The 25,239-nt window shown below is 67.9% G+C and carries 21 protein-coding genes and 1 tRNA gene; 9 read left to right on the top strand and 13 right to left on the bottom strand.

Going from position 1 to position 25,239, the window contains the following annotated elements:
• Positions 1-7: 7 nt before the first annotated feature.
• Positions 8-460 (bottom strand): YybH family protein, encoded by a 453-nt coding sequence (locus tag ITJ61_RS06475; RefSeq protein ID WP_194685812.1) that lies wholly within the window; start codon positions 458-460, stop codon positions 8-10.
• A gap of 122 nt (positions 461-582) precedes the next feature.
• On the opposite strand from ITJ61_RS06475, the gene ITJ61_RS06470 reads away from it, so the two are divergent.
• The 3 genes from ITJ61_RS06470 to ITJ61_RS06460 all read left to right on the top strand — a co-directional run bounded on the left by ITJ61_RS06470 (position 583) and on the right by ITJ61_RS06460 (position 3,186).
• Positions 583-654: transfer RNA gene (locus ITJ61_RS06470), tRNA-Gln, on the top strand.
• A gap of 74 nt (positions 655-728) precedes the next feature.
• Complete coding sequence (gene glmU / locus ITJ61_RS06465) at positions 729-2,174, top strand: bifunctional UDP-N-acetylglucosamine diphosphorylase/glucosamine-1-phosphate N-acetyltransferase GlmU (RefSeq protein WP_194685811.1); 1,446 nt, start codon at positions 729-731, stop codon at positions 2,172-2,174.
• 34 nt (positions 2,175-2,208) lie between these two features.
• The gene (locus ITJ61_RS06460; protein ID WP_104241709.1) at positions 2,209-3,186 is read left to right on the top strand and encodes a ribose-phosphate diphosphokinase; all 978 of its coding nucleotides are present in this window, start codon (positions 2,209-2,211) and stop codon (positions 3,184-3,186) included.
• Between the two features lie 187 nt (positions 3,187-3,373).
• Here ITJ61_RS06460 and ITJ61_RS06455 read toward each other — a convergent pair whose 3' ends face one another.
• Positions 3,374-4,045: a response regulator transcription factor gene (locus ITJ61_RS06455; RefSeq protein WP_104307013.1), complete on the bottom strand. Its 672-nt coding sequence runs from the start codon at positions 4,043-4,045 to the stop codon at positions 3,374-3,376.
• Entirely contained in the window at positions 4,042-5,319 is a 1,278-nt protein-coding gene (locus tag ITJ61_RS06450; protein ID WP_228496613.1) for a sensor histidine kinase, read from the bottom strand. Before ITJ61_RS06450 ends, ITJ61_RS06455 begins: the two co-directional genes overlap by 4 nt.
• A gap of 159 nt (positions 5,320-5,478) precedes the next feature.
• Between ITJ61_RS06450 and ITJ61_RS06445 the strand changes: the two genes are divergently transcribed.
• Positions 5,479-6,177 (top strand): ABC transporter ATP-binding protein, encoded by a 699-nt coding sequence (locus tag ITJ61_RS06445; protein WP_104241706.1) that lies wholly within the window; start codon positions 5,479-5,481, stop codon positions 6,175-6,177.
• Entirely contained in the window at positions 6,174-7,475 is a 1,302-nt protein-coding gene (locus ITJ61_RS06440; protein ID WP_194685810.1) for an ABC transporter permease, read from the top strand. Before ITJ61_RS06445 ends, ITJ61_RS06440 begins: the two co-directional genes overlap by 4 nt.
• Positions 7,476-7,547: 72 nt before the next feature.
• Here the strand turns inward: ITJ61_RS06440 and ITJ61_RS06435 are convergent, their stop codons facing one another.
• The 8 genes from ITJ61_RS06435 to ITJ61_RS06400 form a co-directional block, all read right to left on the bottom strand.
• A complete protein-coding gene (locus ITJ61_RS06435; RefSeq protein ID WP_194685809.1) occupies positions 7,548-8,153 on the bottom strand; it encodes an HD domain-containing protein in 606 nt (201 codons plus the stop codon).
• Between the two features lie 39 nt (positions 8,154-8,192).
• On the bottom strand, positions 8,193-9,578 hold the full coding sequence (locus ITJ61_RS06430) for a glycoside hydrolase family 32 protein (protein WP_194685808.1): 1,386 nt from the start codon (positions 9,576-9,578) through the stop codon (positions 8,193-8,195).
• A 175-nt stretch (positions 9,579-9,753) separates the two neighbouring features.
• Positions 9,754-11,367, bottom strand: a complete 1,614-nt coding sequence (locus tag ITJ61_RS06425; RefSeq protein WP_104307009.1) for an extracellular solute-binding protein — start codon at positions 11,365-11,367, stop codon at positions 9,754-9,756.
• A 46-nt stretch (positions 11,368-11,413) separates the two neighbouring features.
• On the bottom strand, positions 11,414-12,286 hold the full coding sequence (locus tag ITJ61_RS06420; protein WP_228496612.1) for a carbohydrate ABC transporter permease: 873 nt from the start codon (positions 12,284-12,286) through the stop codon (positions 11,414-11,416).
• 122 nt (positions 12,287-12,408) lie between these two features.
• Positions 12,409-13,386, bottom strand: coding sequence for an ABC transporter permease (locus ITJ61_RS06415; RefSeq protein WP_104241696.1), 978 nt, complete (start codon positions 13,384-13,386; stop codon positions 12,409-12,411).
• Positions 13,383-14,414, bottom strand: coding sequence for a LacI family DNA-binding transcriptional regulator (locus tag ITJ61_RS06410; RefSeq protein WP_194685807.1), 1,032 nt, complete (start codon positions 14,412-14,414; stop codon positions 13,383-13,385). Before ITJ61_RS06410 ends, ITJ61_RS06415 begins: the two co-directional genes overlap by 4 nt.
• A 226-nt stretch (positions 14,415-14,640) precedes the next feature.
• Positions 14,641-15,714, bottom strand: a complete 1,074-nt coding sequence (locus ITJ61_RS06405; protein ID WP_194685806.1) for an alkene reductase — start codon at positions 15,712-15,714, stop codon at positions 14,641-14,643.
• 143 nt (positions 15,715-15,857) lie between these two features.
• Positions 15,858-17,048, bottom strand: coding sequence for an ROK family protein (locus ITJ61_RS06400; RefSeq protein WP_323744306.1), 1,191 nt, complete (start codon positions 17,046-17,048; stop codon positions 15,858-15,860).
• A gap of 127 nt (positions 17,049-17,175) precedes the next feature.
• Here ITJ61_RS06400 and ITJ61_RS06395 point away from each other — a divergent pair, with 127 nt between their 5' ends.
• From ITJ61_RS06395 to ITJ61_RS06380, 4 genes are all read left to right on the top strand, one after another.
• Positions 17,176-18,456, top strand: coding sequence for an ABC transporter substrate-binding protein (locus ITJ61_RS06395; RefSeq protein ID WP_258063143.1), 1,281 nt, complete (start codon positions 17,176-17,178; stop codon positions 18,454-18,456).
• A 41-nt stretch (positions 18,457-18,497) separates the two neighbouring features.
• Positions 18,498-19,442: a carbohydrate ABC transporter permease gene (locus ITJ61_RS06390; protein WP_104241689.1), complete on the top strand. Its 945-nt coding sequence runs from the start codon at positions 18,498-18,500 to the stop codon at positions 19,440-19,442.
• Positions 19,442-20,323 carry a carbohydrate ABC transporter permease gene (locus ITJ61_RS06385; protein ID WP_194685805.1) on the top strand — a complete coding sequence of 294 codons (882 nt, stop codon included), beginning with the start codon at positions 19,442-19,444 and terminating at the stop codon, positions 20,321-20,323. The genes ITJ61_RS06390 and ITJ61_RS06385 overlap by 1 nt, the downstream gene beginning before the upstream one ends.
• A gap of 118 nt (positions 20,324-20,441) precedes the next feature.
• Positions 20,442-22,139, top strand: coding sequence for a glycoside hydrolase family 13 protein (locus tag ITJ61_RS06380; RefSeq protein ID WP_194685804.1), 1,698 nt, complete (start codon positions 20,442-20,444; stop codon positions 22,137-22,139).
• A gap of 230 nt (positions 22,140-22,369) precedes the next feature.
• Here ITJ61_RS06380 and ITJ61_RS06375 read toward each other — a convergent pair whose 3' ends face one another.
• Together ITJ61_RS06375 and ITJ61_RS06370 are read right to left on the bottom strand one after the other, a co-directional pair.
• Positions 22,370-23,902 carry an HNH endonuclease signature motif containing protein gene (locus tag ITJ61_RS06375; protein WP_194685803.1) on the bottom strand — a complete coding sequence of 511 codons (1,533 nt, stop codon included), beginning with the start codon at positions 23,900-23,902 and terminating at the stop codon, positions 22,370-22,372.
• 343 nt (positions 23,903-24,245) lie between these two features.
• Positions 24,246-25,214, bottom strand: a complete 969-nt coding sequence (locus ITJ61_RS06370; RefSeq protein ID WP_194685802.1) for an SDR family NAD(P)-dependent oxidoreductase — start codon at positions 25,212-25,214, stop codon at positions 24,246-24,248.
• Between the last annotated feature and the right edge of the window lie 25 nt (positions 25,215-25,239).

Below are 25,239 nucleotides of genomic sequence, written 5' to 3'. Positions count from 1 at the left end.
TCGGTTCCTAGGAGTTCGGGCGGTGCGCGTCCACGTCGCGCTTCGTCACGACGAGGCCGTCGTCGGCGCCCACGGGCGCTGAGGTGTGCTCGTGCGCGACCACCCAGTCGCCCCTGTGCTGCACGATCGCCCAGGTGAGGCGGTTGTCCATCCACTCGAGCTCGCCCTCGGGGCTCTGCCAGGAGTAGCGGACGAAGCTCTCGACGACCACGACGTCGTGGTCTCCGTAGGCCCGCAGATCGGTGAAGGTGGCCGCATGCGTGCCCGACTCGATGGAGTCGAACCAGGCGTCGAGTGAGGTGCCCCAGGCGTCAGCTCCCTCGTGGGACCAGGTACTCCAGAGGTCGAAGACGCGCACGTCGGGCGCGTAGAGCGACATGATGGCGGCTTTGTCGCGACCTGCGACGGCTGCCGAGTAGGTGTCGGTGAATCGCCGCGCGATGGACAGGGCTTCGGACATGACGCCTCCTTGTGTCTTCTGCTTCGCAGTCTGGCCCAATCCCCTCCACAGCACCAGCGGCGCTTGCCCGCGGTCTCTCGGGTTCTGGCACAATTGGCGAGTGCGCGCGTGAGCGGGCACGTTCCTCCTTGGTGTAACGGCAGCACGACAGCCTTTGGAGCTGTTAGGTCCAGGTTCGAATCCTGGGGGAGGAGCGGCGCGGGGGTGCTGCATGCCACCGTGGACCGTGATGGCGTTCGAATCACGGCGCCCACAACGAGGAGGATCTGTGACCGATCGAGAACTCGCAATCGTCATCCTGGCGGCTGGCCAGGGCACGCGGATGCGCTCGAGCACCCCGAAGGTGCTGCACCGGCTCGGTGGCATCCCGCTCGTGGGGCACGTGCTGCACACGGCCGCCGAGCTTGGCCCCGCGCACACCGTCACGGTGGTCCGGCACGATCGCGACCGTGTCGTCTCGGCGATCCAAGATCTGGCCCCCGACACGCAGTTCGCCGACCAGGACGAGGTCCCCGGCACCGGTCGTGCCCTCGAGGTCGGCCTCGAGTCGCTTCCCGCTGACTTCGACGGCGTCGTCGTCGTGCTCTCCGGCGACGTGCCGCTGCTCGACTCCGGCACGATCGGGCGGATGATCGAGCAGCACCGTCGCGCGCAGAACCAGCTCACGCTGCTGAGCGCCTTCGTGCAGGAGCCCGCGGGCTTCGGGCGCATCGTGCGCTCCGCCGGCGGCGACTTCGACGAGATCGTCGAGCACAAGGACGCGAGCGAGGAGCTGCTGCGCATCACCGAGATCAACGCAGGGGTGTACGCGTTCGACGCCCGCACGGTGCGTCAGGTGCTCGGCCGAATCGACGACTCGAACTCGCAGCGGGAGAAGTACCTCACCGACGCGGCGAAGCTCATCAAGGCGGATGCGGGGCGCATCGAGGCGATCGCCGTCACCGACCCGGAGATCGTGCAGGGCATCAACGACCGCGTGCAGCTCGCGGAGGCGCAGCGTTACTACAACGCGCGTCAGATCCGGCACTGGCAGCTCGAGGGTGTCACGGTGCACGACCCGGCGACGACCGTCATCGAGGGCAACGTCTCACTCGGCCGAGACGTCGAGCTGCTCCCAGGAACCCAGCTGCGCGGGGCGACGTCCGTCGCCGAGGGTGCCATCATCGGGCCGGACACGACGCTCGTCGACTGCGAGGTCGGCGAGGGCGCCGTCGTGAAGCGCACCGACGCGACCCTCAGCGTCATCGGCGCTGGTGCGACCGTCGGCCCGTGGGCGTACCTTCGGCCGAACACGATCCTGGGGGTCGGAGGCAAGATCGGCACGTTCGTGGAGACGAAGAACGCGCAGATCGGCGACGGCTCGAAGGTCCCGCACCTCTCCTACATCGGGGACACCGAGGTGGGTCGGGACTCGAACGTCGGCGCTGGCACGATCACGGCCAACTACGACGGGGTGAACAAGCACCGCACCACGGTGGGCAGCAACGTCCGCTCCGGCTCGCACAACGTCTTCGTCGCCCCGGTTAGGATTGGCGACGGAGCCTACACAGGGGCCGGGACCGTCGTCCGCAAGGACGTTCCGGCTGGTGCACTCGCCATCAACGTCGCACCTCAGCGCAACGCTGAGGGGTGGGTGCTGAAGAACCGAGCGGGCACCGCCGCGGCAGAGGCCGCCGAGGCAGCCTCTGCTGCAGATTCCACACCGAACGCGTAACAACAGAGCAAGCACAGGAAACGGGCGGTACAGCGTGTCTGGCATCATCACCTCCACGGAGAAGCGACTTGTTCTCGTCTCGGGCAGAGCTCATCCTGAGCTCGCCGAGGCAGTCGCCGCAGAACTGGGCATCGAGCTCGGAGAGACCGAGTCGCGCACCTTCGCGAACGGCGAGATCTACGCTCGCTACGGCGAGAGCATGCGAGGGGCCGACGTGTTCGTGCTCCAGTCGCACTGCCCGCCCATCAACGAGTGGCTCATGGAGCAGCTCATCATGCTGGACGCGCTCAAGCGCGCGTCGGCGAAGCGCATCACGGTCGTCGCACCGTTCTACCCGTACGCGCGTCAGGACAAGAAGGGTCGCGGTCGCGAGCCGATCTCGGCCCGTCTCGTCGCCGACCTCTTCAAGGCGGCCGGCGCCGACCGCATCATGTCGGTCGACCTGCACGCCCCGCAGGTGCAGGGCTTCTTCGACGGGCCCGTCGACCACCTCTTCGCGATGCCGGTGCTGCTGCAGCACTTCCGCGAGAAGCTCGACCCGGCGACCCTCACCGTCGTGTCCCCGGACATGGGGCGCGTGCGCGTCGCCGACGTGTGGAGCGATCAGCTGGATGCGCCGCTGGCGATCATCCACAAGCGCCGCGACCCGAGGGTCGCGAACCAGGTGAGCGTGCACGAGATCGTGGGTGACGTGAAGGGTCGCGTCTGCCTGCTCGTCGACGATCTGATCGACACGGGCGGAACCATCGTGAAGGCCGCCGAGGCGCTCAAGGCCGCCGGTGCGATCGGTGTCGTCGTCGCGGCCACGCACGCCGTGTTCTCGCACCCGGCCGTCGAGCGTCTGAGCTCGGATGCGATCGACGAGGTCGTCGTCACCGACACGCTGCCGTTGCCGCCCGAGAAGCGCTTCGACAAGCTCACGATCCTGCCGATCGCCCCGACGCTCGCTCGCGCGATCACCGAGGTCTTCACCGACGGATCGGTCACCTCCATGTTCGACGGCGCCGCCTAGCCACCACGGGTTGCCGCACGCACGTCACACGCCCCGCCTGAACCACTCGGTTCCGGCGGGGCGTCTGCGTGTGCGGCGCTTTCTCTGCTGATGCGCTGTGACTCCCGCCCGGTGCTGGCACCGCCAGGTCTCTGCACCGTCTCTTCTCCGTGCTCTCCGGTGAGTCGCTGTGCTCCCCAGACGAGTCTCAGTGCCCTCCGGGCGATAAGAGTCCGCTCTCGTAGGCGATGATCACCAGCTGCGCCCGGTCGTGGGCGTGGACCTTCGCCATGATGCGGTTCACGTGCGTCTTCGCCGTGTGCGGCGAGATGAAGAGCAGCTCGGCGATCTCGGCGTTGGCGTGTCCGCGAGCGACGAGGAGCAGCACCTCGCGCTCGCGATCCGTCAGCTGCTCGAGTTGCTGCGGCACGACGGAGGTGCCTGTTGGCTGCGAGCGGAGCACGTATCTCGTGATGAGGCTGCGGGTCGCGGCCGGAGAGAGCAGTGCGTCGCCGGCGTGGACCGCGCGGACGGCTCGGACGATGTCGTCGGGTTCTGCACCTTTCCCGATGAAGCCGCTCGCTCCGGCGCGGAGGGCGGCCAGCAGGTACTCGTCCTCTTCGAAGGTGGTCAGGATGAGCACGCGCACGTCGGTGTTCCGCGGATCGCCGCAGATGGCGGCGGTCGCCTCGATCCCGTCGAGCTCCGGCATCCGGATGTCCATCAGCACGACGTCGGGTCGCAGCGTGGCGACGAGCGCCACGGCCTCCCTGCCGTTTCGTGCCTCGCCGACGACGTCGATGCCGGGCTCCTGGCCCAGGATGTCGGAGACGGCCTGCCGGATGAGGGCCTGGTCGTCGACGACGAGCACGCGGGTCATCGGGGGTCTCCGTGGGTGGCTGCGCCGAGGTGCGGACGGTCCTGCCGGGGGAGGGTCACAGCCACACGGTAGCCGCCCGCGGCTGTGCCTGTCGTGACGGTGCCGCGCACCGAGGCGACCCGCTCGCGGAGGCCGAGGAGCCCAAGCCCGCCCGACGCGCGGGCGTCCGGCTCGTCCGTGGCAAGGGGCGAGTCCGCCGCCGCGACTGGGCCCGACACGGGGTTCGTGACGATGACGCGCAGCTCCGTCTCCGTGAGGGCAAGCAGAACGTGCGCGCGGTTCTCGGCGCCGTGCTTGTGCGCGTTCGTCAGCGATTCCTGGATGACGCGGTACGCGACGAGGCTCGTCGCGCCCGTGACCTGCTGCAGCTCGCCCTCAGCTCGCACCTTGACGTGGAGTCCTGCTTCGCCGAACGACTCGACGAGGGCGTCGAGCCGTTCGAGTCCAGGCTGTGGGGCGGCGGATGTGTCGCCTGTGTCGTCGGCGCGGAGCACGGTGAGCAGGTCGCCGATCTCGGCGAGCACTGAGCGTGCAGCCCCTCGGATGGTGAGGAGCGCGTCCTCGGCTCGCTCGGGGCGGGTCCGGAGGGTGCTCGAGGCGACCCCGGCGTTCAGACTGATGACGGAGATCTGGTGGGCGACGGCGTCGTGCAGGTCGCGCGCGATCCGAAGCCTCTCCTCGGTGACACGACGGCGTGCCTCCGATTCGCGGGTCTGCTCGGCGCGTTCGGCTCGCTCGGTGATCGCGACGATGTACTCGCGCCGGGAGCGGGTCGCGTCTCCGGCGGCCGCGGCGAAGGCGATGGTGACCGCGAACTGGATCGCACGCGGATCGAAGACGCTTCCGAGCGCTGCGAACAGACTGAGCAGGGCGACGCCGAGGACGGCGAGGGCCGCGGTGAGGGCCGCCCTGCGGCGGGTCGACTGCGTCGCGACGCTGAACATCGCCATCGCTGCGGCCAGGACGACGCCGGGTGAGAGGGTTCCGGTCAGTGCGGTGGCTCCGTAGATCACGAGCGTCGCGACGAGCACGGTGACCGGGTAGCGGCGGCGGAACGGCAGGAGGGCGGCCGGGGCCAGGACCATCGCGAACGCGAAGGGTGTGCTCGGTCGAAACTCATCCCCGCCGAACGGCATGACGGCGACGCCGACGATGAAGAGCGCAGCCAGCACGTCGACGACCCAGGATGGCGCTCGGGGGAGCGTCCTGGGGCGGCCTGCCATCGGCGAGTGCGGCCTGCCCTGGCCGGGCGCGGTGCTGCGGGATTCCTGCATGGACCAAGTGTGCCCGCCGCATCTTGCTCGCGCGTTCCCCGTCGAGAGCACGGCTGTACCGCATCCGCAGTACTCGGTGACCGCGGTCGGGGGACGCGCGGCGCTCGGGGAGCCGCGAGCATCAGAGGGTCGAGACCTCGGCACCAGCTAGGAGGCAGCATGCCAGCACCGATCATCTCCGTCCGCGACGTCCGTCGCTCGTACGGTCGGGGACAGAACCGCTTCGAAGCCCTGAAGGGCGTGAGCTTCGACATCCGCGAGGGGGAGAGCCTCGCCATCGTCGGGAAGAGCGGCTCGGGGAAGTCGACCCTCATGCACGTGCTCGCGCTCTTGGACGTGCCGACCTCGGGCACCGTGGAGTTGGAGGGCACCGACACCCGGACGCTGCGGGGGAAGAGGCTCAACCGAACCAGGAACAAGACGTTCGGCTTCGTGTTCCAGCAGTTCTTCCTCACCCCGAACGTCTCCGTGCTCGAGAACGTGGTGCTCCCCATGAAGATCGCCGGCGTTCCGCGCGGCGAGCGGCGCAAGCGCGGGCTGGCGGCGCTCGAGCAGCTCGAGCTCGATGACAAGGCGAGGAGCAAGGCCCTCAACCTGTCTGGCGGCCAGAAGCAGCGGACCGTGATCGCGCGTGCGCTCGTCAACAATCCGAGGATCATCTTCGCGGATGAGCCGACGGGCAATCTCGACACCGGCACCGGCGGAGTTGTCGAGGACATCCTGTTCCGTCTGAACCGGGAGAACGGCATCACCTTGATCGTCGTCACCCACGATGAGGACCTCGCGGCGCGCTGCGATCGCCGCATCCTGATCCGCGATGGCCTGATCGTCGAAGACTCTGCGCAGGTGGCGGCATGAGAACCATGGACCTCATCGGCACCGCCGTCTCGAACACGTTCCGCTCGAAGACTCGCCTGCTCCTCACGATCCTGGCGATCTTCGTCGGAGCGTTCACGCTGACGCTCACGAATGGGCTCGGCACGGGCATCAACGCCTACATCGACGACACCGTCAACGGGGTGGGGGCGGCGGACACCTTGACGGTGACGAAGACGAGCGACGCGACGGGCTTCGGCAGCGGCGAGTCCGGCCCGCTCGAGTACAACCCGGACGCCGTTGCGAGCGCAGGCCCTCCAGGGTCGACCGTCACCGCGCTCCTGCCCGCCGACCTGGAGTCGCTCGCGGGCATCGAGGGTGTCGTCGACGTGCAGGCCACGAAGTCGCTCTCGGTCGACTTCGTGCAGGCCGGTGCTGGCACGAGGTTCGCGGTGGGGGCGGGAAGTCTCGTGGAGGGTCAGACCGTCCAGCTGCAGGCCGGCTCCGATCCCGATGATGCGAGCGGCGAGCTGCAGGTGCTGCTGCCGACGTCCTACGTCGAACCGCTCGGCTTCGCCGACGCGGATGCGGCGGTCGGCCAGACCGTGACGATCGGCAGCACGGATGCGCTCCGCGGCACCCACGAGACCCAGGCGGTTGTCGTCGGCGTCGCCGAGGAGAGCATCGCCTCGCCGACGGGGGCAGCGCTCGTGCCGAACGACGCGCTCACGGATCAGCTCTACGCCACGCAGAACATCGGGATCCCTGCGGATCAGGTGGAGCGCTACGCACAGGCCACGGTCTGGTTCAGCCCGGATGCGAGCAGCGACGACATCGATCTCCTCAAGCAGCGGCTCTCGGATGCCGGCTACACCGGGAGCACCGTCGCCGATCAGCTCGGCACGATCAAGACGGTGATCGACGGGATCGTGCTCGTGCTGAACGCCTTCGCGGTGATCGCGCTCCTCGCTGCGAGCTTCGGCATCGTCAACACGCTGCTGATGTCCGTGCAGGAGCGAACTCGCGAGATCGGGTTGATGAAGGCCATGGGGATGGGCAGCGGCCGCGTGTTCACGCTCTTCAGCATCGAGGCGGCGTTCATCGGCTTGCTGGGGAGCGCGATCGGTGCGGTCGTCGCGGTGGTCGCCGGGACGGTCATCAGTGCCTCGCTCGCGACGACGCTGCTGGCGGACCTGCCGGGGCTGACGCTCATCGCGTTCGACCCGGTCTCGATCGGCGTGGTCATCCTCGTCGTCATGGTCATCGCGTTCCTGGCAGGGACGCTGCCTGCGGCTCGAGCCGCACGAGCCGACCCGGTGGAGTCGCTGCGCTACGAGTGACGGTGGCAGTGAACCTGAACGAGAACGGGGATGAGTCCCGGTGGAGCCGCTGGAACCGCCGGAACTCAGCGACTACCCGAGCTGCTCGAGCGGGTTCGCCGCGAGCTTCTGGAGGAGGCCGCCGTCGACGAGCCTGCGGGCGGAGGTCGTCGGCTTCCTCGCCGCCTGGTCGGCCACGCATGCACCGAACTCGGCGGCGATCGCGCCTCGCGGATGCGCTGCCAGGACCTCCCGCAGGAATCCCTCCGGCAGGGCATCCGGCCTGCTCCCGGTGATGTCGAGGCCGGTTGCGCGTTCGAGCAGGTACCCCTCGAGATCCAATCGTGGGTCGACGCTCGTCCAGTTGTGGCGCACAATCACGTCGAGGACCCGCGCTCGACGCTCCGCGGCCCAGCCCGCACCGGCCGTCAGGGCGACGGCGACGTGCCCGCCCGCGTGCTCGTAGGAGACGGTGTGGTTGTCGTACTCCGTCACCGTCCCGATGTCGTGGAGGAGAGCTGCGACGTAGAGCAGCTCGTGGTCGACGGAAGCTCGGCCCTCGACCGCGGCGATGCCCTCCGCCCACAGCCACGAGCGGACGGCGTGGGCGGTGAGCGACGCCGTCTGGTACTGGAGCGCCAGCTCGAGCGCGCCTCGGGCGGCGGCGGAATCAGGGACGGGGAAGTCGGCGATGCGCATGGCCAACTGTCCCACGTGATCCGAGATCCGTGCCGCTGCTCACTGCTGTGTTCGTGCGCGGCTCAGCGGAACACTCGGGAAGATCTGCTCCGTCACCGTCTGCGTGCCGTCGGCGAGGAAGATCTCGATGACGGTCGCGTCCACCACGATCCTGACGTCGATGGGTGACGCGATGTGCGCGCCGATCGGCACTCGGTTGGGGGCCGCGAACCGGGGATGGAAGTCCACGATGCCGCTGCTCCCGCGCTCGAGGGTGAGGCTGGCGGAGTGCGCGTCGCGATCGAAGTGGACCAGCACCTGCTCGTCGGTAGCCCCATCGCTGTCGAGCACGATCGTCGACCGACTACCCGGCTCGACGGCGATCGTGTGCTCCGAGATGGTCATGCCCGCGTGGCCTTCCCCGATGACCGGAACCTGGCCCAGCCGGTGGCGGCCGTCGGCACAGCGGACGAGCCTCATCTCGCGGACGAGCGACATCGCGGAGCGCCACGGCGAGGTCGGCGTCTCGTTGGCGTAGTCCCAGTTGCTCGCCCAGCCGATCATGAGGCGGCGGTTGTCCGGGGCGTTGTCGAAGGAAACGGCCGCGTAGTAGTCCCGCCCGTGGTCGAGCCAGTCGTACTCCTCAAGATCGTCGGAGGCGGTCAGGCGCTCGGCGACGAAGGTGGTGCCGTCGAAGTCGCCGACGAAGTACTGCGTGCCGGACCCGCCGGCCCGCGCTCCGGGGTTCATGCTCACGATCAGCACCCACCGCGTCTCCCCGGTCTCCTCGACTCGGAGCGGGAAGAGGTCGGGGCATTCCCAGACCCCACTCGTCGCGTGCGCGGGCCCGAAGTCCGACGCGAACGTCCAGTCGATGAGGTTGTTCGAGGTGTAGAACAGCACCTTCCTGGCGACCGCATCCACCACCACCATGACCCAGTTGCCGTCGTCGCCGCCGTGCCAGAAGACCTTCGGGTCTCGGAACTCGGACGAGCCGATGTCGAGGACCGGGTTCCCCGCGTACCGCGTCCAGGTGGCGCCGTCATCGGTGCTGAAGGCGAGCGACTGCGCCTGCAGGCCGGGCTTCTCTCCCACGGGTGGGCGTGCGCTCGTGTAGATGGCGACGAGGGCCGTCTCGCCGTCGTTCGCGAAGCCGGCCGTGTTGCGGGTGTCGACGACGGCGCTTCCCGAGAACGCCATCTCCTCGTCGGTTGCGGGAATCGCGACGGCCTGCTCCGTCCAGGACACGAGGTCGGTGGACGTGGCGTGCCCCCAGGAGATGTTGCCCCAGGTGCTGCCGAACGGGTTCGTCTGGAAGAACAGGTGGTAGACGCCCTGGTGGTAGACGAGTCCGTTCGGGTCGTTCAGCCAGGACGTGTGGGACGTGAAGTGAGCGGATGGCCGCAGCGGTGTGACGGCCGTGGTCGTCGGGGGAGTCATGGTCATGGATGCGTTCCGTTCTTGAAGGTGAGCACTCACGGGTGAGCACTCACGGGAGATCTCTTGCACGTGAGCTCAGGCAGCTGATCTCTGCCGGTGGCAGCTCGTGCGGGGCGGTTCTGCGCTTCGGACGGGGTAGGCGCGATGGCGGCGGGACCGGGAGAGTCCCGCCGCACCTCGGCTACTCGCCGCCTTGCTGGAACCGGTCGTAGGCCTGCTGGTAGATGTCGGTGACCTCTGCGACGCCGAGACCCTCGAGCTGAGACGTGTAGCTCTCCCATTCGGCGTCGATGTTCCCGTTCACGACCCAGCTCGCGAACTTCTCCTTCACGAGGCTGTTGATGTCGGTGAGCGCGAAGGCGGTCTGGTCGAGCTCCTCGTTCGACAGCAGCACTGGTGGGTACGCCTCGTTGGCGGCGTATGGCGCGTAGTTCTCGTTCACGAGGTCCTGGCGCAGCTTCGCGCGGGGCTCTGGCGCGACGACCGTCTCGAAGTCCTCGGCTGTCGTGATCTTGGGGCCGCCCGGGGCGACCTTCTGGCGTCGTTCGCCTTCGGACTCGCCCTCCGGGGCGGGGATCTGCACGAGGATGCCAGCTGCGTCCTCTTCCAGCGTCACGCCGATGGGTCCCCAGCTGGTCTGGGCCGACATGACCGGGTCGAAGAGGCGATCTGCCCAGCGGATGGTCGCTGACGGGTACTGGTTGGCGCGGGTGAGCGCCATGGCGCCGCGGTTGATCTCCTGGTTGTTGGAGACGCTCGCGAGGCGCTCGCCGTTCGTGCCCTCGAGGACGCCGACCAGCTCGTAGTCGCCGCTCTTGTCCTCGCCGACCATCTCTTCGAGCTCCCACCAGAAGAAGGACCCGAGGATCGGCGTCTCCGCCTTGCCCTTGGACAGGTAGGCGACGTCGTCCTGCGAGAACGATTCGGGGTCGATGAGCCCGTCCGCGTACCACTCGCCGAGCGCTTCGACGCCGGCACGGTACTCGCTCGTGTTGGCGGTGAATTCCACGGTCCCGTCGCGGACGATGCGGTGGTCGTTGTTCTCCGGCTGGCCGCCGAGGGCGGTGATGAGGTCGGAGGGGTTGGCGGCGAAGGAGTCGGTTCGGAACGAAAGTGGGACCTCGTCGGCCTTGCCGTTGCCGTTCGGGTCGCGTGTCTTGAACGCCTCGAGCGCAGCCTGGTATTCGTCGATCGTGGTCGGCATCGGGAGGCCCAGGGTGTCGAGCCACTGCTTGTTGATGTAGAGGAAGTTGGGGTACTGGAGGATGCCGAGCTCCTCGACGGAGGGGAGCGTGTAGATGTGCCCGTCGGATGCGGTGAGCGCGGCCCTGATGTCAGGTCGAGCGTCGAGGATGCCGGACAGGGTGGGCGCGTGCGCTGCGATGAGGTCCTCGAGCGGGATGAGGGTGCCGTTCGAGCCGTTCTGGACGATCTCGGAGTCGCTCAGGCCCGAGTTGAAGAGCACGTCCGGGAGCTCGTCTCCGGCCAGCATGAGGTTCTTCTTCTCGGCGTAGACCTGCTCGGGCAGGTTGCGCCAGTCGATCGTGATGTTGGTGTCCGCTGCCCATTGCTGGACGAGTTCCATGGAGGCGTAGTCGGGGGCGAGCGCTGACTTGGTGCCGCCGAACGTGAGACTCAGGGGCTCGGTGACGATGGGCAGCCCTTCGGCGTTGAATCCGTAGTCGGAGGAGAGGTCGGTGAGCTCGCCGCCGCCGCTGCCGCCGGTGCATCCGGTCAGCAGGAGGCCGCTCACGGTCACGAGGGCGATCGAGGTCGCGAAACGTCGCTGTTTCATGTTCGTTCTGTCTTTCTTGTCGAGCGATGGTGGGATGAGGAGCTGTTCAGCTCTTGACGGCGCCGAGAAGGGCGCCCTTGGTGAAGTGCTTCTGCATGAAGGGCAGAACGATGAGCAGCGGCAGGCTCGAGATGACGATCATTCCGTACTTCATGAGCTCGCCCAGGCGCTGAGCGGCGGCGTAGGAATCGACTGCGCCCGTGCCTCCTGCGGAGTTGACCTCCGACTGGATGAGCACGTTTCGGAGGACAAGCTGGAGTGGGTACTTGCTCTCGTCGTCGAGGTAGATGAGGGCGTCGAAGAAGGCGTTCCAGTTCGCGACGAGGTGGATCATGATCATGAGGAAGATGAGGGGCTTCGAGAGCGGGAGCACGATCTGGAAGAAGAAGCGGAAGTCGTTCGCTCCATCGATCTGAGCGGCTTCCCGGAGCTCGCTCGGGACGTTGTTCTCGAAGAAGGCCCTCGCGATGATGAGGTTCCAGACGCCGACCGCGCCGGGGAGCACGACAGCCCAGATCGTGTCCAGCATGCCGAGGTCGCGCACGACGAGGTAGCGGGCGATGAGCCCGCCGTCGATGAACATCGTGAGGATGAAGACGAGCATGAGGACCTTGCGCCCGTACAGGTCCTTCCGCGAGAGCGCGTACGCGCCGCAGAGGATCGACACGACGCTGATGAGGGTGCCGACGCTCGTGTAGAGCACGGAGTTCCCAAAGCCCTGCCAGATGGCCGCGTCCGCGAAGATCCTGGCGTAGCCCTCGAGGGTGAACCCCTGGGGCCACAGCCAAACGTTGCCGTTGAGGATCTCGGCGGGTTCGCTGACGGAGGCGATCACGATGAAGTACAGCGGGTACAGGACGGCGGCGATGGCGAGCAGCAGGGTCCCAACCGCGAAGGTGTTGAAGACCGGGTCTGCCATGCGCTTGCGCCAGGGGTCCCGTCGGCGCGGCACAGGGCGGGGAGCCACCCGGGGTCGCGCGCCGTGGTCGAGCGGCGCGGGTGCATCGGATTGGGGGCGTGAGGCCGTTGAAGTCATGTTCATCACCAGAGAGTCGACTGGCCTGCACGCTTCGCGACCCAGTTGAAGGTCAGGAGCAGCACCATGTTGATGAGGGAGTTGAAGAGGCCGATGGCGGCCGAGTAGCTGAACTGGGCCTGCTTGAGGCCGGCTTGGTACACGTAGGTCTGGATGACCTCGGAGGTCGGCAGGTTGAGGTCGGTCTGCATGAGGAGGACCTTCTCGAAGCCGAGGTTGAAGAGGTTCCCGATCGCGAGGATGAAGAGGATCGTGATGACGGGGAGGATCCCGGGGATGTCGATGTGCCGGATCCGCTGCCATTTGTTGGCCCCGTCGACGCGCGCCGCTTCGTGGAGCGACGGGTCGATGGCGGTCAGGGCGGCGAGGTAGACGATCATCGAGAATCCCGCGTTCTGCCAGATGTCCGAGCCGATGTAGAGGGGCCTGAACCACTCCGCCGAGCCCATGAAGAAGATGGGGTCGCCGCCGAACACCGTGATGGCGTTGTTGACGATTCCGGATCTCGGCGAGAAGAGCAGGTAGATCATGCCGACGACGACCACCACCGAGATGAACGACGGCGAGTAGAGGACGGTCTGCGTGAACTTCTTGAAGCGCTCGCTCTGCAGCTGGTTGACGATGAGCGCCAGGATGATCGGCACGGGGAACGCGATGAGCAGCCCGAGTGCGTTCAGCGTCAGGGTGTTCGCGATGAGCCGCTCGAACTGGAACGAGGTGACGAAGCGTTCGAAGTGCTCGAGCCCCACCCAGGGGCTCCCGGCGAATCCGTCTGCCGGGTTGTAGTTGCGGAAGGCGATCTGCGCGCCGTACATGGGCCAGTACTTGAAGACCAGCACCGAGGCGAGTGCGGGGAGAAGTAATACGTATAACTGCCAGCTCCGCATGGCGCGGCGGACTTCAGTTCTGAAATCTCGTCGCGGGCGGCGCGGCTGCCGGGACTGCCGTGGTTTGCGTGCCGGGAGGGTGATCTTCGTGGTCATGCTTTGGCCTTTGCTACAGACCCGCGAGTCACGACGGTGCACTCGAGTGGGATGTGAAGGGATGGGGAGGATGTCGGTTCGAGGAGCAGGTCGATGGCGGTCCGCGCCATCTGCTCGTAGGGAAGGGCGACCGTGGTCAGGCCGGGGTCGAGGTGGGGCGCGAGCATCTCGTGGTTGTCGAAGCCGATGATGGAGCAGTCGTCTGGCACGCTGAGGCCGAGGGCCTCGAGGGCGCGGTAGGCGCCCCAGGCGGTTCGGTCGTTGCCGCAGAAGATCGCCGTCGGTCGGTCGTCGCCCGCCATGAGCTCCTTCGTGAGTCGCAGGCCATCCTCGACGATTCCGGTGCCGGGGAGGATCCACTCGGGCCTCGGTGAGAGGCCAGCTTCGGTGAGCGCTCGCCGGAACCCGGCGAGGCGTCCGATACCGGCCGGCAGGTCGCTGATCTGGGGCTGGATGTTGATCATCGCCAGCTTCGTGTGGCCCGCGTCGAGCAGCTGGCGCGTTGCCGCGTAGCCACCCATCTCCTCGTCGGGGAACACGCTCGGCACGAGGCCGGCGCGGTCCTGCGCGTTGACGACGACGGTGGGTACTCCGCTGAGTGCCTCGGGGACATCGAGGACCCGGTGGTACATCGAGGCGTAGACGACGCCGCGCACTCGGTAGGACTGCATCATCTCGACGGCGGCCTGCTCGAGTCCAGCGTCGTTGTAGGTGTCGACGGTCAGGATCACGTTGCCGTTCTCCCAAGCGAGGCGCTGTGCGCCTTTCAGGAGCCCGCCGGCGAAGGGGGAGCTGGCCACTTCGTCGGAGATGAAGCCGATCATCTCGGACTCGCCGCTCCGCAGGGTCTTCGCGAAGGCGTTCGTCCGGTAGTCGAGCTCGCGGACCGCTTCCAGAACGCGCTCCTTGGTGGCTTCGGCGACGCGGGAGCCCGCGACGTTGTTGAGCACCAGCGACACCGTGGCCTGCGATACACCGGCGTGCTCTGCCACCTGTGACATCGTCGTCGTCTTGGGGCGTCTCGCCATTGCCCACCTCCTCGTGGATCAGTTAATCGTATAACGCATGCTAGCACGGGGGCGGAGATCCGCAATGGCGGTGTGGAGCAACGACGCACGACATCGGTGCGTGATCGAACCGCGCACGACGCCACCCCTAGATCAGTCGGGTGGCGTCGTGCGCGAGCTGCCGTCCTGCCGTCCTGCCGTCCTGCCGTTCTGGCAGGGTGGCGCGCGCCTCGCTGGGCTGCGCGGGTTACGCGGAGAGCCGCGGGTAGTCGGTGTAGCCGACCGCCCCTTCGCCGTAGAAGGTCGCCGGGTTCGGCTCGTTCTCGGGGTGGTCGCCCTGCCAGCGCTCGACGAGGTCGGGGTTCGCGATCGCGAGGCGGCCGACGGCCACCGCATCCGCGTTGCCCTGGCCGACGAGGTTGAGGGCCTCCTCGCGGGTCGTGACGCTGCTGAAGCCGCTGTTCGCGATGAAGGCGCCGCCGAAGCGGGCCCGCAGGTCCTGCACCAGCGCGCCTTCCGGGTCGGCGTGCAGCACGCTCAGGTACGCGAGGCCGAGCGGGGCGAGGCCATCGGCTACCGCGTCGTAGGTCGCGCGCACGTCGGCTTCGTCCGTCTCGACGACGTCCTGGATGTTGTGGGCGGGTGACAGACGCACGCCGACGCGTCCCGCGCCGATCGCCTCGGCGACGGCTGCCGTCACCTCGACGACGAACCGGGCGCGGGCCGCGGGCGAGCCGCCGTACTCGTCGGTGCGCTGGTTCGATACGGGCGAGAGGAACTCGTGCAGGAGGTAGCCGTTCGCGCCGTGGATCTCGACGCCGTCGAGGCCGGCCTCGATTGCACGCCTGGCGGCATCCACGAACTCCTCGCGGACCTCGGCGAGCTCAGCCGTCGTGAGTGCGTGCGGAACCGGGTAGGGGAGCTTCCCGTTCGGGGTGCGCACCTCGCCGTCGATCGCGATGGCGCTCGGAGCGACGATCCGGTCGGTGCCCGTGATCTCGGTGTGCGAGACGCGGCCGCCGTTCATGAGCTGCATCACGATGCGCCCGCCGCGGGCGTGCACGGCCTCGGCGACACGGCGCCAGCCCTCGGCCTGTTCGGGGGTGACGATGCCGGGCTGGCCCGGGTAGGCGCGCGACTCGGCGCTCGGGTAGGTGCCCTCGGTGATGATCAGGCCAAGGCTCGCGCGCTGCGCGTAGTGCTCCGCGACGAGCTCACCCGGCACGCCTGCAGCGTCTGCGCGGGTGCGGGTCAGGGGCGCCATGACGACGCGGTTGTCGAGCTCGATGTCGCCGAGAGTCAAGGGGGAGAAGAGGTCCACTGGGACTGCCTTTCGGATCGCGGGACCCGCTCATGCGCGGCCCCACAGATCGAACAGCGGACCGCCCGCTCGCATTCCGTGCGGGCGTGTTGCGCGCTCAGGCGGCCCGTGTTCAGGAAGTCCTCGTTCGGGGAGCTCCTCGTTCAGAGGTCCAGGATGCTGGCCCTCACGGAGCTGAGGGCGTGCTGCACGGCGCCGATCGACACGACACCGGCGCCGAGCTCTGAGCGCACGAGTTGCGGCACGGGCAGGTGCAGGAGCGCGGGGAGTTCCTCCCGGGCCGCCGCGATGATGCCGTCGGCGCCCGGCGCGACGCCTCCCGCGATGATGACCCGCTCGGGGTCGAAGAGGCTTGCGACGAGGCCGACGATGCGAGCCAGCACTCCGCCGACTTCCGTGACGACCCGGCGAGCGTCCGGGTCTCCGTCCCTGGCCGCTTCGAGCACGAGCTTGCCGTCGATCTGCTCCGGCCCCACCCGCAGGAGTGCGCTCCCGGGCAGCACGTTCCCGTCGGCGACGGCCGCCCTGGCGAGCCGCGCCGCGCGCAGCCCGAGGCCGTCGACGCCTCCCGCGCCGGCCACGAGGTCGAGGCCGAGCATCTCGCCGACCCCGCCGTGGGCGCCACGGAGCAGTCGCCCATCGACGACGATGCCCGCACCGAAGCGTTCGCCGCTCAGGAAGGTCACGAAGTCGCTGCTCCCGAGGCCGCCACCCACGCTGCCCTCCGCGACGGCGGCGAGCAGGGCGTCGTTCTCGACGCGGATGATCGGGATCTGCTCCTCGAAGACCGTCACGAAGTCCGGGTTGGTGCGCTGCCAGAACCTGTCGACGTGCGTGGGGGAGGTGCCGCGCGCGTCGACGGGCGCTGGGACGCCGATGCAGATCGCCGCGACCTCCTCGAAGGAGTGCCCGGTCACGCCGAGCTGGTCGGTGACGACCCGGCGCAGGAGGTCCCGCCTCGTCTCGGGGGAGTCGGCCTCCGGGTCGACCTCGACCTGGCCGGTGCTGATCGTCGAGCCACGGAGGTTCGACACCGTCGTCGTCAGGTGCTCGCGTCCGGCGTCGACGCCGACGACGACTCCTGCGTCCGCCGCGAACTCGAAGCGGCGCGCGGGTCGCCCCTTCTGGTAGCTGCCGTCCTGTCGCGAGTTGGGGAGCTCGGTGACGAGCCCACACGCGGCGAGCTCGTCAAGGAGGTCGATGATGGTCGACCTCGTGAGGCCGATGCTCATGGCATCCGTCGCGGTGAATGCCTCGCAGCTCCAGGCGTACTCGAGCAGTAGCTGCAGGTTGGCGCGCTTCAGGGGAGGTGGGGTGCTGGGAAGGCTGAACACGGTGTTGACCTTTCGCTGGCCGTGGGTTTACATTACCTCCAGCAGTAAATTTAGACACAAAATTTAGTGTTCGTTTCAATGTCTGGTCAGCGTCCGCAGCGGCCAGCTCAGCCCAAGGGACAACGACGTGCCAACACCTTCGAAACGCTTCCGGCCCCGCGCCCTGCTGCGTGCGCTTGTCGCCGCGCTCGTGATCGCGCTCGCCGGCTCAGGACTCGCAGCCTGCACCAGCACTGGGCCCACCGAGGTGCGCTTCTTCCTGAGCAAGCCGGAAGCCATCCCGTACTTCCGAGAGCTCATCCAGGACTACAACTCCTCGCAGAGCGAGGTGCGAGTCGTCCTCGACACCTCCTCCAACCTGCAGGCCGGGTTCCTTCGCGGCAACCCGCCGGACCTGGGGCTCCTCAACTACAACATGGAGATGGCCCGCTTCATGGAACGCGGCGCGCTCTCAGACCTGTCCGACCTGCCCGAGGCCGACCGCATCCTCCCGGAGATCCAGGGCCTCGTCGACCAGTACGCCAGCTACCCGGGGCGCACGAGCGTGCTGCCCTACTCGGTCATGGCCGCATCCGTCATCTACAACAAGGACATCTTCGAAGAGCAGGGCCTCGAGGTGCCGACCACCTACAGCGAGCTCATCGAGGTCTGCGATCAGCTCAAGTCGGCCGGCATCGACCCGTTCTACGCCACCTTCAAGGACCCGTGGACGGTGAGCCAGGGATGGTTCGACTACACGGTGGGCGGCTCCATCGACGTCGCGGGCTTCTACGACGAGCTCAACGAGCTCGGCACCGACGTCGGACCGGACTCGCCCGTCTCGTTCGAGTCGACCATGACCGACCCGGTCACGCGGATGACGGAGCTCGCCAGCACCTACACGAACGCGGATGCGGGCAGCCGGGGCTACGGCGACGGCAACGTGGCCTTCGCCGAGGGCAAGGCGGCCATGTACCTCCAGGGTCCATGGGCGCTCGGCGAGATCGCCAAGACCAACCCGGACGCGAACCTCGGCATGTTCCCCCTCCCGATGACGGAGAACGCCGACGACCGCGAGGTGCGCGTCAACATCGACCTCGCAGCCTGGATACCGGAGGCCTCAAAGCACAAGGAGGAAGCGCGCGAGTTCCTCCAGTACCTCTTCCAGCCGGAGGTCATCAACGCCTACAACGCGGCCCAGCTCGGCTTCGGCACGACCGTCGACGCCGACCCGGTCACCGACCCGCGGCTCGTCGAACTCCAGCCCTACTACGAGAACGCCGCCTTCTATCAGGGGCCGTCGAAGGCGATCCCGCTGACGATCCCCACCGAGAACTACATGCAGGGACTCGTCACCGGGGGAGCGAGCGTCGACTCGACGCTCAGCACGCTCGACGCCGACTGGGCCCGCCTCGCGCTGCGCCAATGACGGCCAGCCCAACTCGATCAAGAACCGGACCGGAGACACCAATGTCGACCACCATCGAGGCAACCACCACGGAGGCGATCCGCACCGAGGAAGCCGCCCGCGAAGGCAAGAAGATCAGGCCGAGAAGCTCACGTCGCATCGACCGCGTCCACTACCTCTTCCTCGTCCCGACGCTCGTGCTCTTCACGATCGCCATCACCATCCCCGCCGTCATCGGCATCTTCTTCAGCTTCACGAACTCCATCGGCTTCGGCGAATGGAACTTCGTCGGCATCACCAACTACATCGCCATGTTCGGCGACCCCGCCATCTGGCAGAGCTACGGGTTCACGATGGGCTTCGCGGCCGTCACGGTGATCCTCGTCAACGTGCTCGCGTTCCTCCTCGCGATCGGCCTCGTCGCGCGCATCCGCCTCAAGGCTCCGCTGCGCACCGTGTTCGTGATCCCCATGGTCATCTCGGGCATCGTCATCGCGTTCGTGTTCAACTTCCTGTTCTCCAACGCGGTGCCGGCGCTCGGGCAGAGTTTGAACATCCCGTGGCTGTCCGAGAGCATCCTCGCGAACCCGAACCTCGCGTGGATCGGCATCGTCATCGTGACGGCCTGGCAGGCGATCCCCGGCACGCTGCTCATCTACATCGCCGGTCTCCTCGCGGTTCCCGGCGACGTCTACGAGGCGGCCGACCTCGATGGGGCCTCGAAATGGCAGCAGATGCTGCAGATCACGCTGCCGCTCGTCGCCGGCTACGTCGTCATCAACGTGATCCTCGGCTTCAAGAACTTCCTCAACGCCTACGACATCATCGTCGGCCTCACGGACGGCGGCCCGGGCACGTCGACCAGAAGCATCGCCATGACGATCTTCACCGGCTTCAGCGGCGGCGACTACGCCTACCAGATGGCCAACGCGACGTTCTTCTTCGTCCTCGTCGTCGTCATCTCCCTCCTCCAGCTCCGCCTCACCCAGGGAAAGAACCAACTCTGATGGCACTTCAACAGCCCATCGTCAGCCGCGCACGAGTGGCCCCGGCGAGCAGGAACCGTGGCGGACGAGGTCGATGGTCGACGACGATCATCCTGCTCCTCTGCGCCGTGACCGTGCTCATCCCGCTCTACGTGACCGTGGTGACCGCCTTCAAGACCACCTCTCAGGCCGTCAGCGGCAACGTGTTCGCGCTGCCTGCGCCCTTCAGCTTCGACGGATTCGTCGAGGCTTGGAACCTCACCAACTTCCCGCAGGCGTTCAGCGTCTCCGTGTTCATCACGGCGGGCACCGTCGCGGGCGTCATCCTGCTCGCGGCTCTCGCCTCGTACGCCATCACGCGCAACTGGAACAACCGGTTCTTCCGGGGCTCCTTCTACTACCTGCTGGCGGCGATGTTCCTGCCCTTCCCGGCTGTTGCCCTCCCGCAGATCCAGATGAGCGGACTCTTCGGGCTCGACAACCCGGTCGGCGTCATCATCCTCCACGTCATGTTCCAGCTCAGCTTCTCGATCCTGCTCTTCACCGCGTTCCTGAGGTCGATCCCGGGCGAGCTCGAGGAGAGCGCCCGCATCGACGGCGCCAGCACGTGGCAGACGTTCTGGCGGGTCATCTTCCCGCTCCTCGCCCCGATGAGCGCGACGGTCGGCATCTTCGCCTTCCTCGCCTCCTGGAACGACTTCATGATGCCGTCGCTCATCATCTCCGACCCGGCGATGCAGACCCTGCCCGTGGTGCAGAAGATCTTCCAGACCCAGTTCAGCAACAACTACAGCGTGTCCTTCGCCTCCTACCTGATGGCGATGGCGCCGGCGCTCATCGCCTACCTGTTCACGCAGCGGTGGGTCATGGAGGGCGTCACGCAGGGCGCCGTCAAGGGATGACCGCTTCGCGGACGCTGCACGCGCTTCCACAGGAGCATCTCGCGCCCACCGCGAGCTCTCTTGAACCCAGAACCCTTTCTCAGCCACAGACCACCAACAACCCGAGGAATACCCAACTATGAGCTCGACCTTCTCCGCAGAGACCGACGTCCTCACCCGCGCCCGCCCGCAGGACGCCAACTGGTGGCGTCAGGCGGCGGTCTACCAGATCTATCCGCGCAGCTTCGCGGACGCCAACGGCGACGGGCTCGGCGACCTGCCGGGCATCACCGCGAAGGTGCCGTACCTGCAGGCGCTTGGCATCGACGCCGTCTGGCTCAGCCCCTTCTATCCGTCTGAGCTCGCCGACGGCGGCTACGACGTTGCCGACTACCGCAACGTGGATCCCCGCCTGGGCACGCTCGAGGACTTCGACCGCATGGTCGCGGCCCTGCACGGGGCCGGGATCCGCGTGATCGTGGACATCGTCCCGAACCACTCGTCCGACCAGCACGAGTGGTTCCAGGCGGCTCTTGCCGCTGGGCCGGGCTCCCCGGAGCGCGACCGCTACATCTTCCGTGACGGCAATGGGCCGGACGGGGCGGAGGCGCCCACGGATTGGGAGTCGGTGTTCGGCGGACCGGCTTGGCATCGTGTCGAGGACGGCCAGTGGTACTTCCACAACTTCGCGGTCGAGCAGCCCGACTTCAACTGGGCGAACCCCGAGGTGCGGGCCGATTTCCTGCACACCCTGCGGTTCTGGTCAGACCGAGGTGTTGATGGCTTCCGCATCGACGTCGCCCACATGCTGACGAAGGACCTCAGCGGCGAGCTGCCGTCGAAGGCGGTGCTCGACGCGTTGCCCTTCGACGGCAATCACCCCATCATCGACCGCGACGACGTGCACGAGGTCTACGCCGAGTGGCGCAAGGTCTTCAACTCGTACGACCCACCGCGGACGGCCGTCGCCGAGGCTTGGGTCGAGCGTGATCGCCGCCCGCGCTACGCGAGCCCGGAGGGGCTCGGGCAGGCCTTCAACTTCGATCTCCTCGAGGCCGACTTCGATGCCCGCCAGTTCTCGAGCATCGTGACCGACAACCTCGAGCTCGCCGAGCGCTCTGGGTCGTCGACCACGTGGGTGCTGTCGAACCACGACGTGGTGCGTCACGCGACGCGCTACGGACTCCCGCATCCGGAGCGCAGCGAGAAGGGGCACCCGGTCGTGAAGCACGGCTCTGAGTGGCTGCTCTCGGGTGGCGAGCACCCTGTGCTCGACGCGGAGGGTGGGCTGCGTCGGGCGCGCGCGGCGACGCTGTTCACGCTCGGGCTGCCCGGTTCTGCGTACCTGTACCAGGGTGAGGAGCTCGGGCTCCACGAGGTCGCCGACATCCCGGACTCGGACCGCCAGGACCCCACCTTCTTCCGCAACCCCGGCGTCGACATCGGCCGCGACGGGTGCCGGGTTCCTCTGCCTTGGGTTGCCGAGGGTCGATCGTTCGGGTTTGGGGAAGCGGATGCGCACCTTCCCCAGCCCCGATGGTTCGGCGCGTCGGCCGTCGAGCTCCAGGAAGAGGACGCCGGTTCGGTGCTTGCGCTCTACCGGAAGGCCCTCGCGCTGCGGCACGAGCTGCAGAGCGGGGAGGAGCTCGAGTGGCTGCCGAGCGGGAGAGCGGATGTGCTTCGCTTCGCCCGCCCGAACGGCTGGGAGATCGTGACGAACTTCGGGTCCGAGCCGTTCGACCTGGGCGCTGACGCTGGGGTGCTGCTGCGCAGCGACCTCGACAGCGGCACAGACTTGGCGGGCGAGACGACCGCGTGGGTGCGTCGTCCGGCCTAGTCGGGGCTCGGTAGCCGGAGTCCATCGGCGACCATCGGTAGGCGGCGGGAAGTGTGAAGTAGGAAGAAGGAGAGAGCGGGCAGCGCGGAGCGACTCGCGACTCCCACTTGGGTGCGCCCTCGCTCGTCACACGAGCGAGGGCGCACCTCTGCGAGCGCGCCTCTGCGAGCGCGCCTCGTGGAGGCAGCGCGTCGCCCGCGGGTCGCGTCGCCCGGGGTCGCGTCGCCGAGTCAGAACGGTGGCGCGCTGGAGGCGGGGCCGAGCTGCGGCGGCGGGTCTTCTTCAGGGGCCGAGCGCTCACTCGAGTTGGGCCCTGGGTGCTCGTCCGCTGGTCTGAAGAGTTGATCGGTGGGTCTGAAGGTGGGGCCGTGGGGTTCGGGGTGGTCTGTGTAGGTTTTTCCGCTTGGGGTGGTCCATTCGAGGGTGCCGCCGTCGAGTTGGGTGACGGTCCAGGCGGTGTGGTGCTTGACGATGTGATGGTTTTTGCAGAAGTCGCTGAGGTTCCAGATGGCGGTTTCGCCGCCGTATTGGTGGTCGATGGTGTGGTCGAGTTCGCAGTTCGTGGCGGGTTGGCGGCAGCCGATGAAGCGGCAGTGGATGTCGCGGGCTTTTAGGAAGGCGCGCATGGCCGCGGTGGGGGTGTAGGAGTCGACGGCTTGGATTGCTCCGGTGATGGGGTGGGTGAGGAGGCGGATGAAGGCGGGTGCGGTCGCGGCGAGGTGTTTCGCGTCTTCGATGGGCATGGGGGACATGCCCTCGAGCAGCGCCGGTGCGCGGCGAGGGTGGCCATCTCTGTCGGCTTCGGTCGGGCCTCCGCCTCCGCCTCCGCTGCCGTCCGCGCCGGTGTCGGTGTGGGTGTGGGTGTGGGTGAGGAGTGTCGTGATGGGGATGCTGAGCTGGACGGTGGCTTGAATGCCTTTCGCGGCGCTCGAGATGGTGGGGTCGCTGGTGAGGAGCAGGTCCGCGATGACGTCGGACATGACCTGGTCGAGGGTGCGCTCGTCGAGCGCTGCCGCGTCTCCGATCTCGCTGCTCTCGGGGGTCTGCATGCCCGGCTTGGGGCGGGCTCTGATGATGGCTTTGCTCTGCTTGCGTGCGCGGTCGCGGATGGCGTGCGCGACGAACGAGCTCATGAGCACGCGCAGGATGCTCATGCCGTCGCCGAGGTCCTCGACGCTCACGCGGCGCCGTTGCTTCGCGCGTTCGTGGCGTTGGTCGATGGACTCCCCGGTGAGCTCTTCCGCGACGCGCTCGGCCGCGTGCTGCAGCGCTGCCGGCGGGAGCGGCTCCCGGCGGCAGCGTTCCAGCATGAGCTGGACGAACTCGCCCCGCCGGTGGGTCTGCTCGGCCGGGTCGTCGTGGTTGATCTTCAGGCCGGTCTCGACGAGCTTGTGCACCTGCGCGGGGGTCACGAGATTGCTCTCGAGCGCGAGGGCGAGGGCCGGGAACTCGCGCAGCGTCACGGATGCTGACGAGAGGTGTCCCTGGGCGGTGCCGGCGGCGAGCTTCACGAGCAGGCCGACCTCGTTCGCGATCGATCGCACGTGCATGGCCGATTCCGCGCACCCCTCAGCGACATCGAGGGCGTGCCCGAAGTCGTACGCGGCCACGTGGGCTCGCAGCTGCAGGGCGGCGCCGGCCGCGAGCATCGCCGCGGCTGCTTCCTCCATCGCGAGAATCTCGGACCGTCGAGCCGCGACAGAAGCCGGGTCCGAAGGGTCGAACCCCGGATCGGCCACGTCGTTGCTGCGGTGCTGTTGCATGGACCCTAGTCTACCGGACCGGTCCGATTGTCGGGAGGGTCGTGCATAACTTTTTCAGGCTCCCGAAGCCATATGCGGGCACTCATGGGAGATATCTCCAGAAACGGCAGGCACTCAGCTTGGCTGATATTCGTAGCTGTGTACGATTAGCCGCCCTGTGAGCACGTGAAATAGCGTTCACAAAATTTTAGTGAGGCGGAAGCTGATCCCGATGGGAATGCTCACGAAGGCCCCGCGACCCGCCGACGCCCCGACCCGTGCCATCACGGGCGCGCGCCCACCTCGCGCGCCCACCTCCGTGCCTACTCCCGTGCCGGTTCAGCCAGCAGCTCTCGGAGCGCGGTCAGCATTCGCGGGGCCTGGAGGCCTCGTCCGCGAGGAGTGACTCCGAGAGCTCCCAGAGCCTGCGAGCGGCATCAGGGTCGACGGCGTGCGGGACGACGCCGTGCACGCCGTCGGTGACCTCCTCGACCAGCTGCGCCGGGTGGCAGTCCTCGTAGTAGGCCGGCGTGCCGGGTCCGAGCTCGGCGCGGGTTGCGACGTACACGGACGTCGCGGCGCCCTGCTCGGGTGTCTTGGTCGGGAAGCGTCGCTTCATGTCGGCGAGCACCTCGGGGTCCCAGTGTCGCTGCAAGTTCGTCCAGATCCCTCCGGGCATGAGCGCCGCGGCCGTGATGCCGCGGTCGGCCCAGCGCCGCGTCGCCTCGAGCGCGAAGAGCACGTTCGCGGTCTTCGACTGCCCGTAGGCGAGCCCGGAGTCGTAGTCGTCCCCGACGAAGAAGGGGTCGTCGAAGCGGATGCCGCTCGAGGCGTGCCCGCTCGAGCTCACGACCACGACGCGCGCGTTCCCCGCCTCGGTGAGGGCGGGCAGCAGCGCATTGGCGAGCGCGAAGTGCCCGAGGTGGTTGACGGCGAACTGCAGCTCCCAGCCGCCCGGGGTTCTGAGCTCCGGGGTGTGCATGATGCCGGCGTTGTTCACGAGCAGGTGCAGGGGCCCGGTCCAGGCCTGGGCGAGCCTCTGCACGGTCGCGAGGTCGGCGAGGTCCAGGTGCTCGACGCGCACGTCCGGGTTGCCGGTGGATGCGCGAATGTCGGCCGCGGTGCGCTCGCCGGCGTCGAGGTCGCGGACGGCGAGCGTCACCGCCGCACCCGCCGAGGCGAGCGCGCGGGCCGTCTCGACGCCGATGCCGGAGCTCGCGCCCGTCACGAGCGCGGTCCTGCCGGTGAGGTCGACACCCTCGACGACGTCGAGGGCCGTCGAGCTCGCATCGAACTGGGGCGTGCCGAACGCGGGCGTCGTCTGGGGTGTCATGACTCGTTCCTATCAGCGCGCCGTG

Source organism: Pseudoclavibacter sp. VKM Ac-2888 (assembly GCF_015351285.1).
In the GTDB taxonomy this organism is placed as follows: domain Bacteria; phylum Actinomycetota; class Actinomycetes; order Actinomycetales; family Microbacteriaceae; genus Pseudoclavibacter.
Note: the sequence above shows the minus strand (reverse complement) of the source record. Positions and strands in the feature narration are given on the sequence as shown.

Coding starts and splice junctions, on each gene's coding strand:
- ITJ61_RS06450 (WP_228496613.1), bottom strand. CDS start 5,319: ATGCAGGAATCCCGCAGCACCGCGCCCGGCCAGGGCAGGCCGCACTCG.
- ITJ61_RS06425 (WP_104307009.1), bottom strand. CDS start 11,367: ATGAAACAGCGACGTTTCGCGACCTCGATCGCCCTCGTGACCGTGAGC.
- ITJ61_RS06375 (WP_194685803.1), bottom strand. CDS start 23,902: ATGCAACAGCACCGCAGCAACGACGTGGCCGATCCGGGGTTCGACCCT.
- ITJ61_RS06380 (WP_194685804.1), top strand. CDS start 20,442: ATGAGCTCGACCTTCTCCGCAGAGACCGACGTCCTCACCCGCGCCCGC.
- ITJ61_RS06415 (WP_104241696.1), bottom strand. CDS start 13,386: ATGACCACGAAGATCACCCTCCCGGCACGCAAACCACGGCAGTCCCGG.
- ITJ61_RS06420 (WP_228496612.1), bottom strand. CDS start 12,286: ATGGCAGACCCGGTCTTCAACACCTTCGCGGTTGGGACCCTGCTGCTC.
- ITJ61_RS06385 (WP_194685805.1), top strand. CDS start 19,442: ATGGCACTTCAACAGCCCATCGTCAGCCGCGCACGAGTGGCCCCGGCG.
- ITJ61_RS06440 (WP_194685810.1), top strand. CDS start 6,174: ATGAGAACCATGGACCTCATCGGCACCGCCGTCTCGAACACGTTCCGC.
- ITJ61_RS06475 (WP_194685812.1), bottom strand. CDS start 460: ATGTCCGAAGCCCTGTCCATCGCGCGGCGATTCACCGACACCTACTCG.
- ITJ61_RS06435 (WP_194685809.1), bottom strand. CDS start 8,153: ATGCGCATCGCCGACTTCCCCGTCCCTGATTCCGCCGCCGCCCGAGGC.
- ITJ61_RS06390 (WP_104241689.1), top strand. CDS start 18,498: ATGTCGACCACCATCGAGGCAACCACCACGGAGGCGATCCGCACCGAG.
- ITJ61_RS06430 (WP_194685808.1), bottom strand. CDS start 9,578: ATGACCATGACTCCCCCGACGACCACGGCCGTCACACCGCTGCGGCCA.
- ITJ61_RS06455 (WP_104307013.1), bottom strand. CDS start 4,045: ATGACCCGCGTGCTCGTCGTCGACGACCAGGCCCTCATCCGGCAGGCC.
- ITJ61_RS06445 (WP_104241706.1), top strand. CDS start 5,479: ATGCCAGCACCGATCATCTCCGTCCGCGACGTCCGTCGCTCGTACGGT.
- ITJ61_RS06410 (WP_194685807.1), bottom strand. CDS start 14,414: ATGGCGAGACGCCCCAAGACGACGACGATGTCACAGGTGGCAGAGCAC.
- ITJ61_RS06370 (WP_194685802.1), bottom strand. CDS start 25,214: ATGACACCCCAGACGACGCCCGCGTTCGGCACGCCCCAGTTCGATGCG.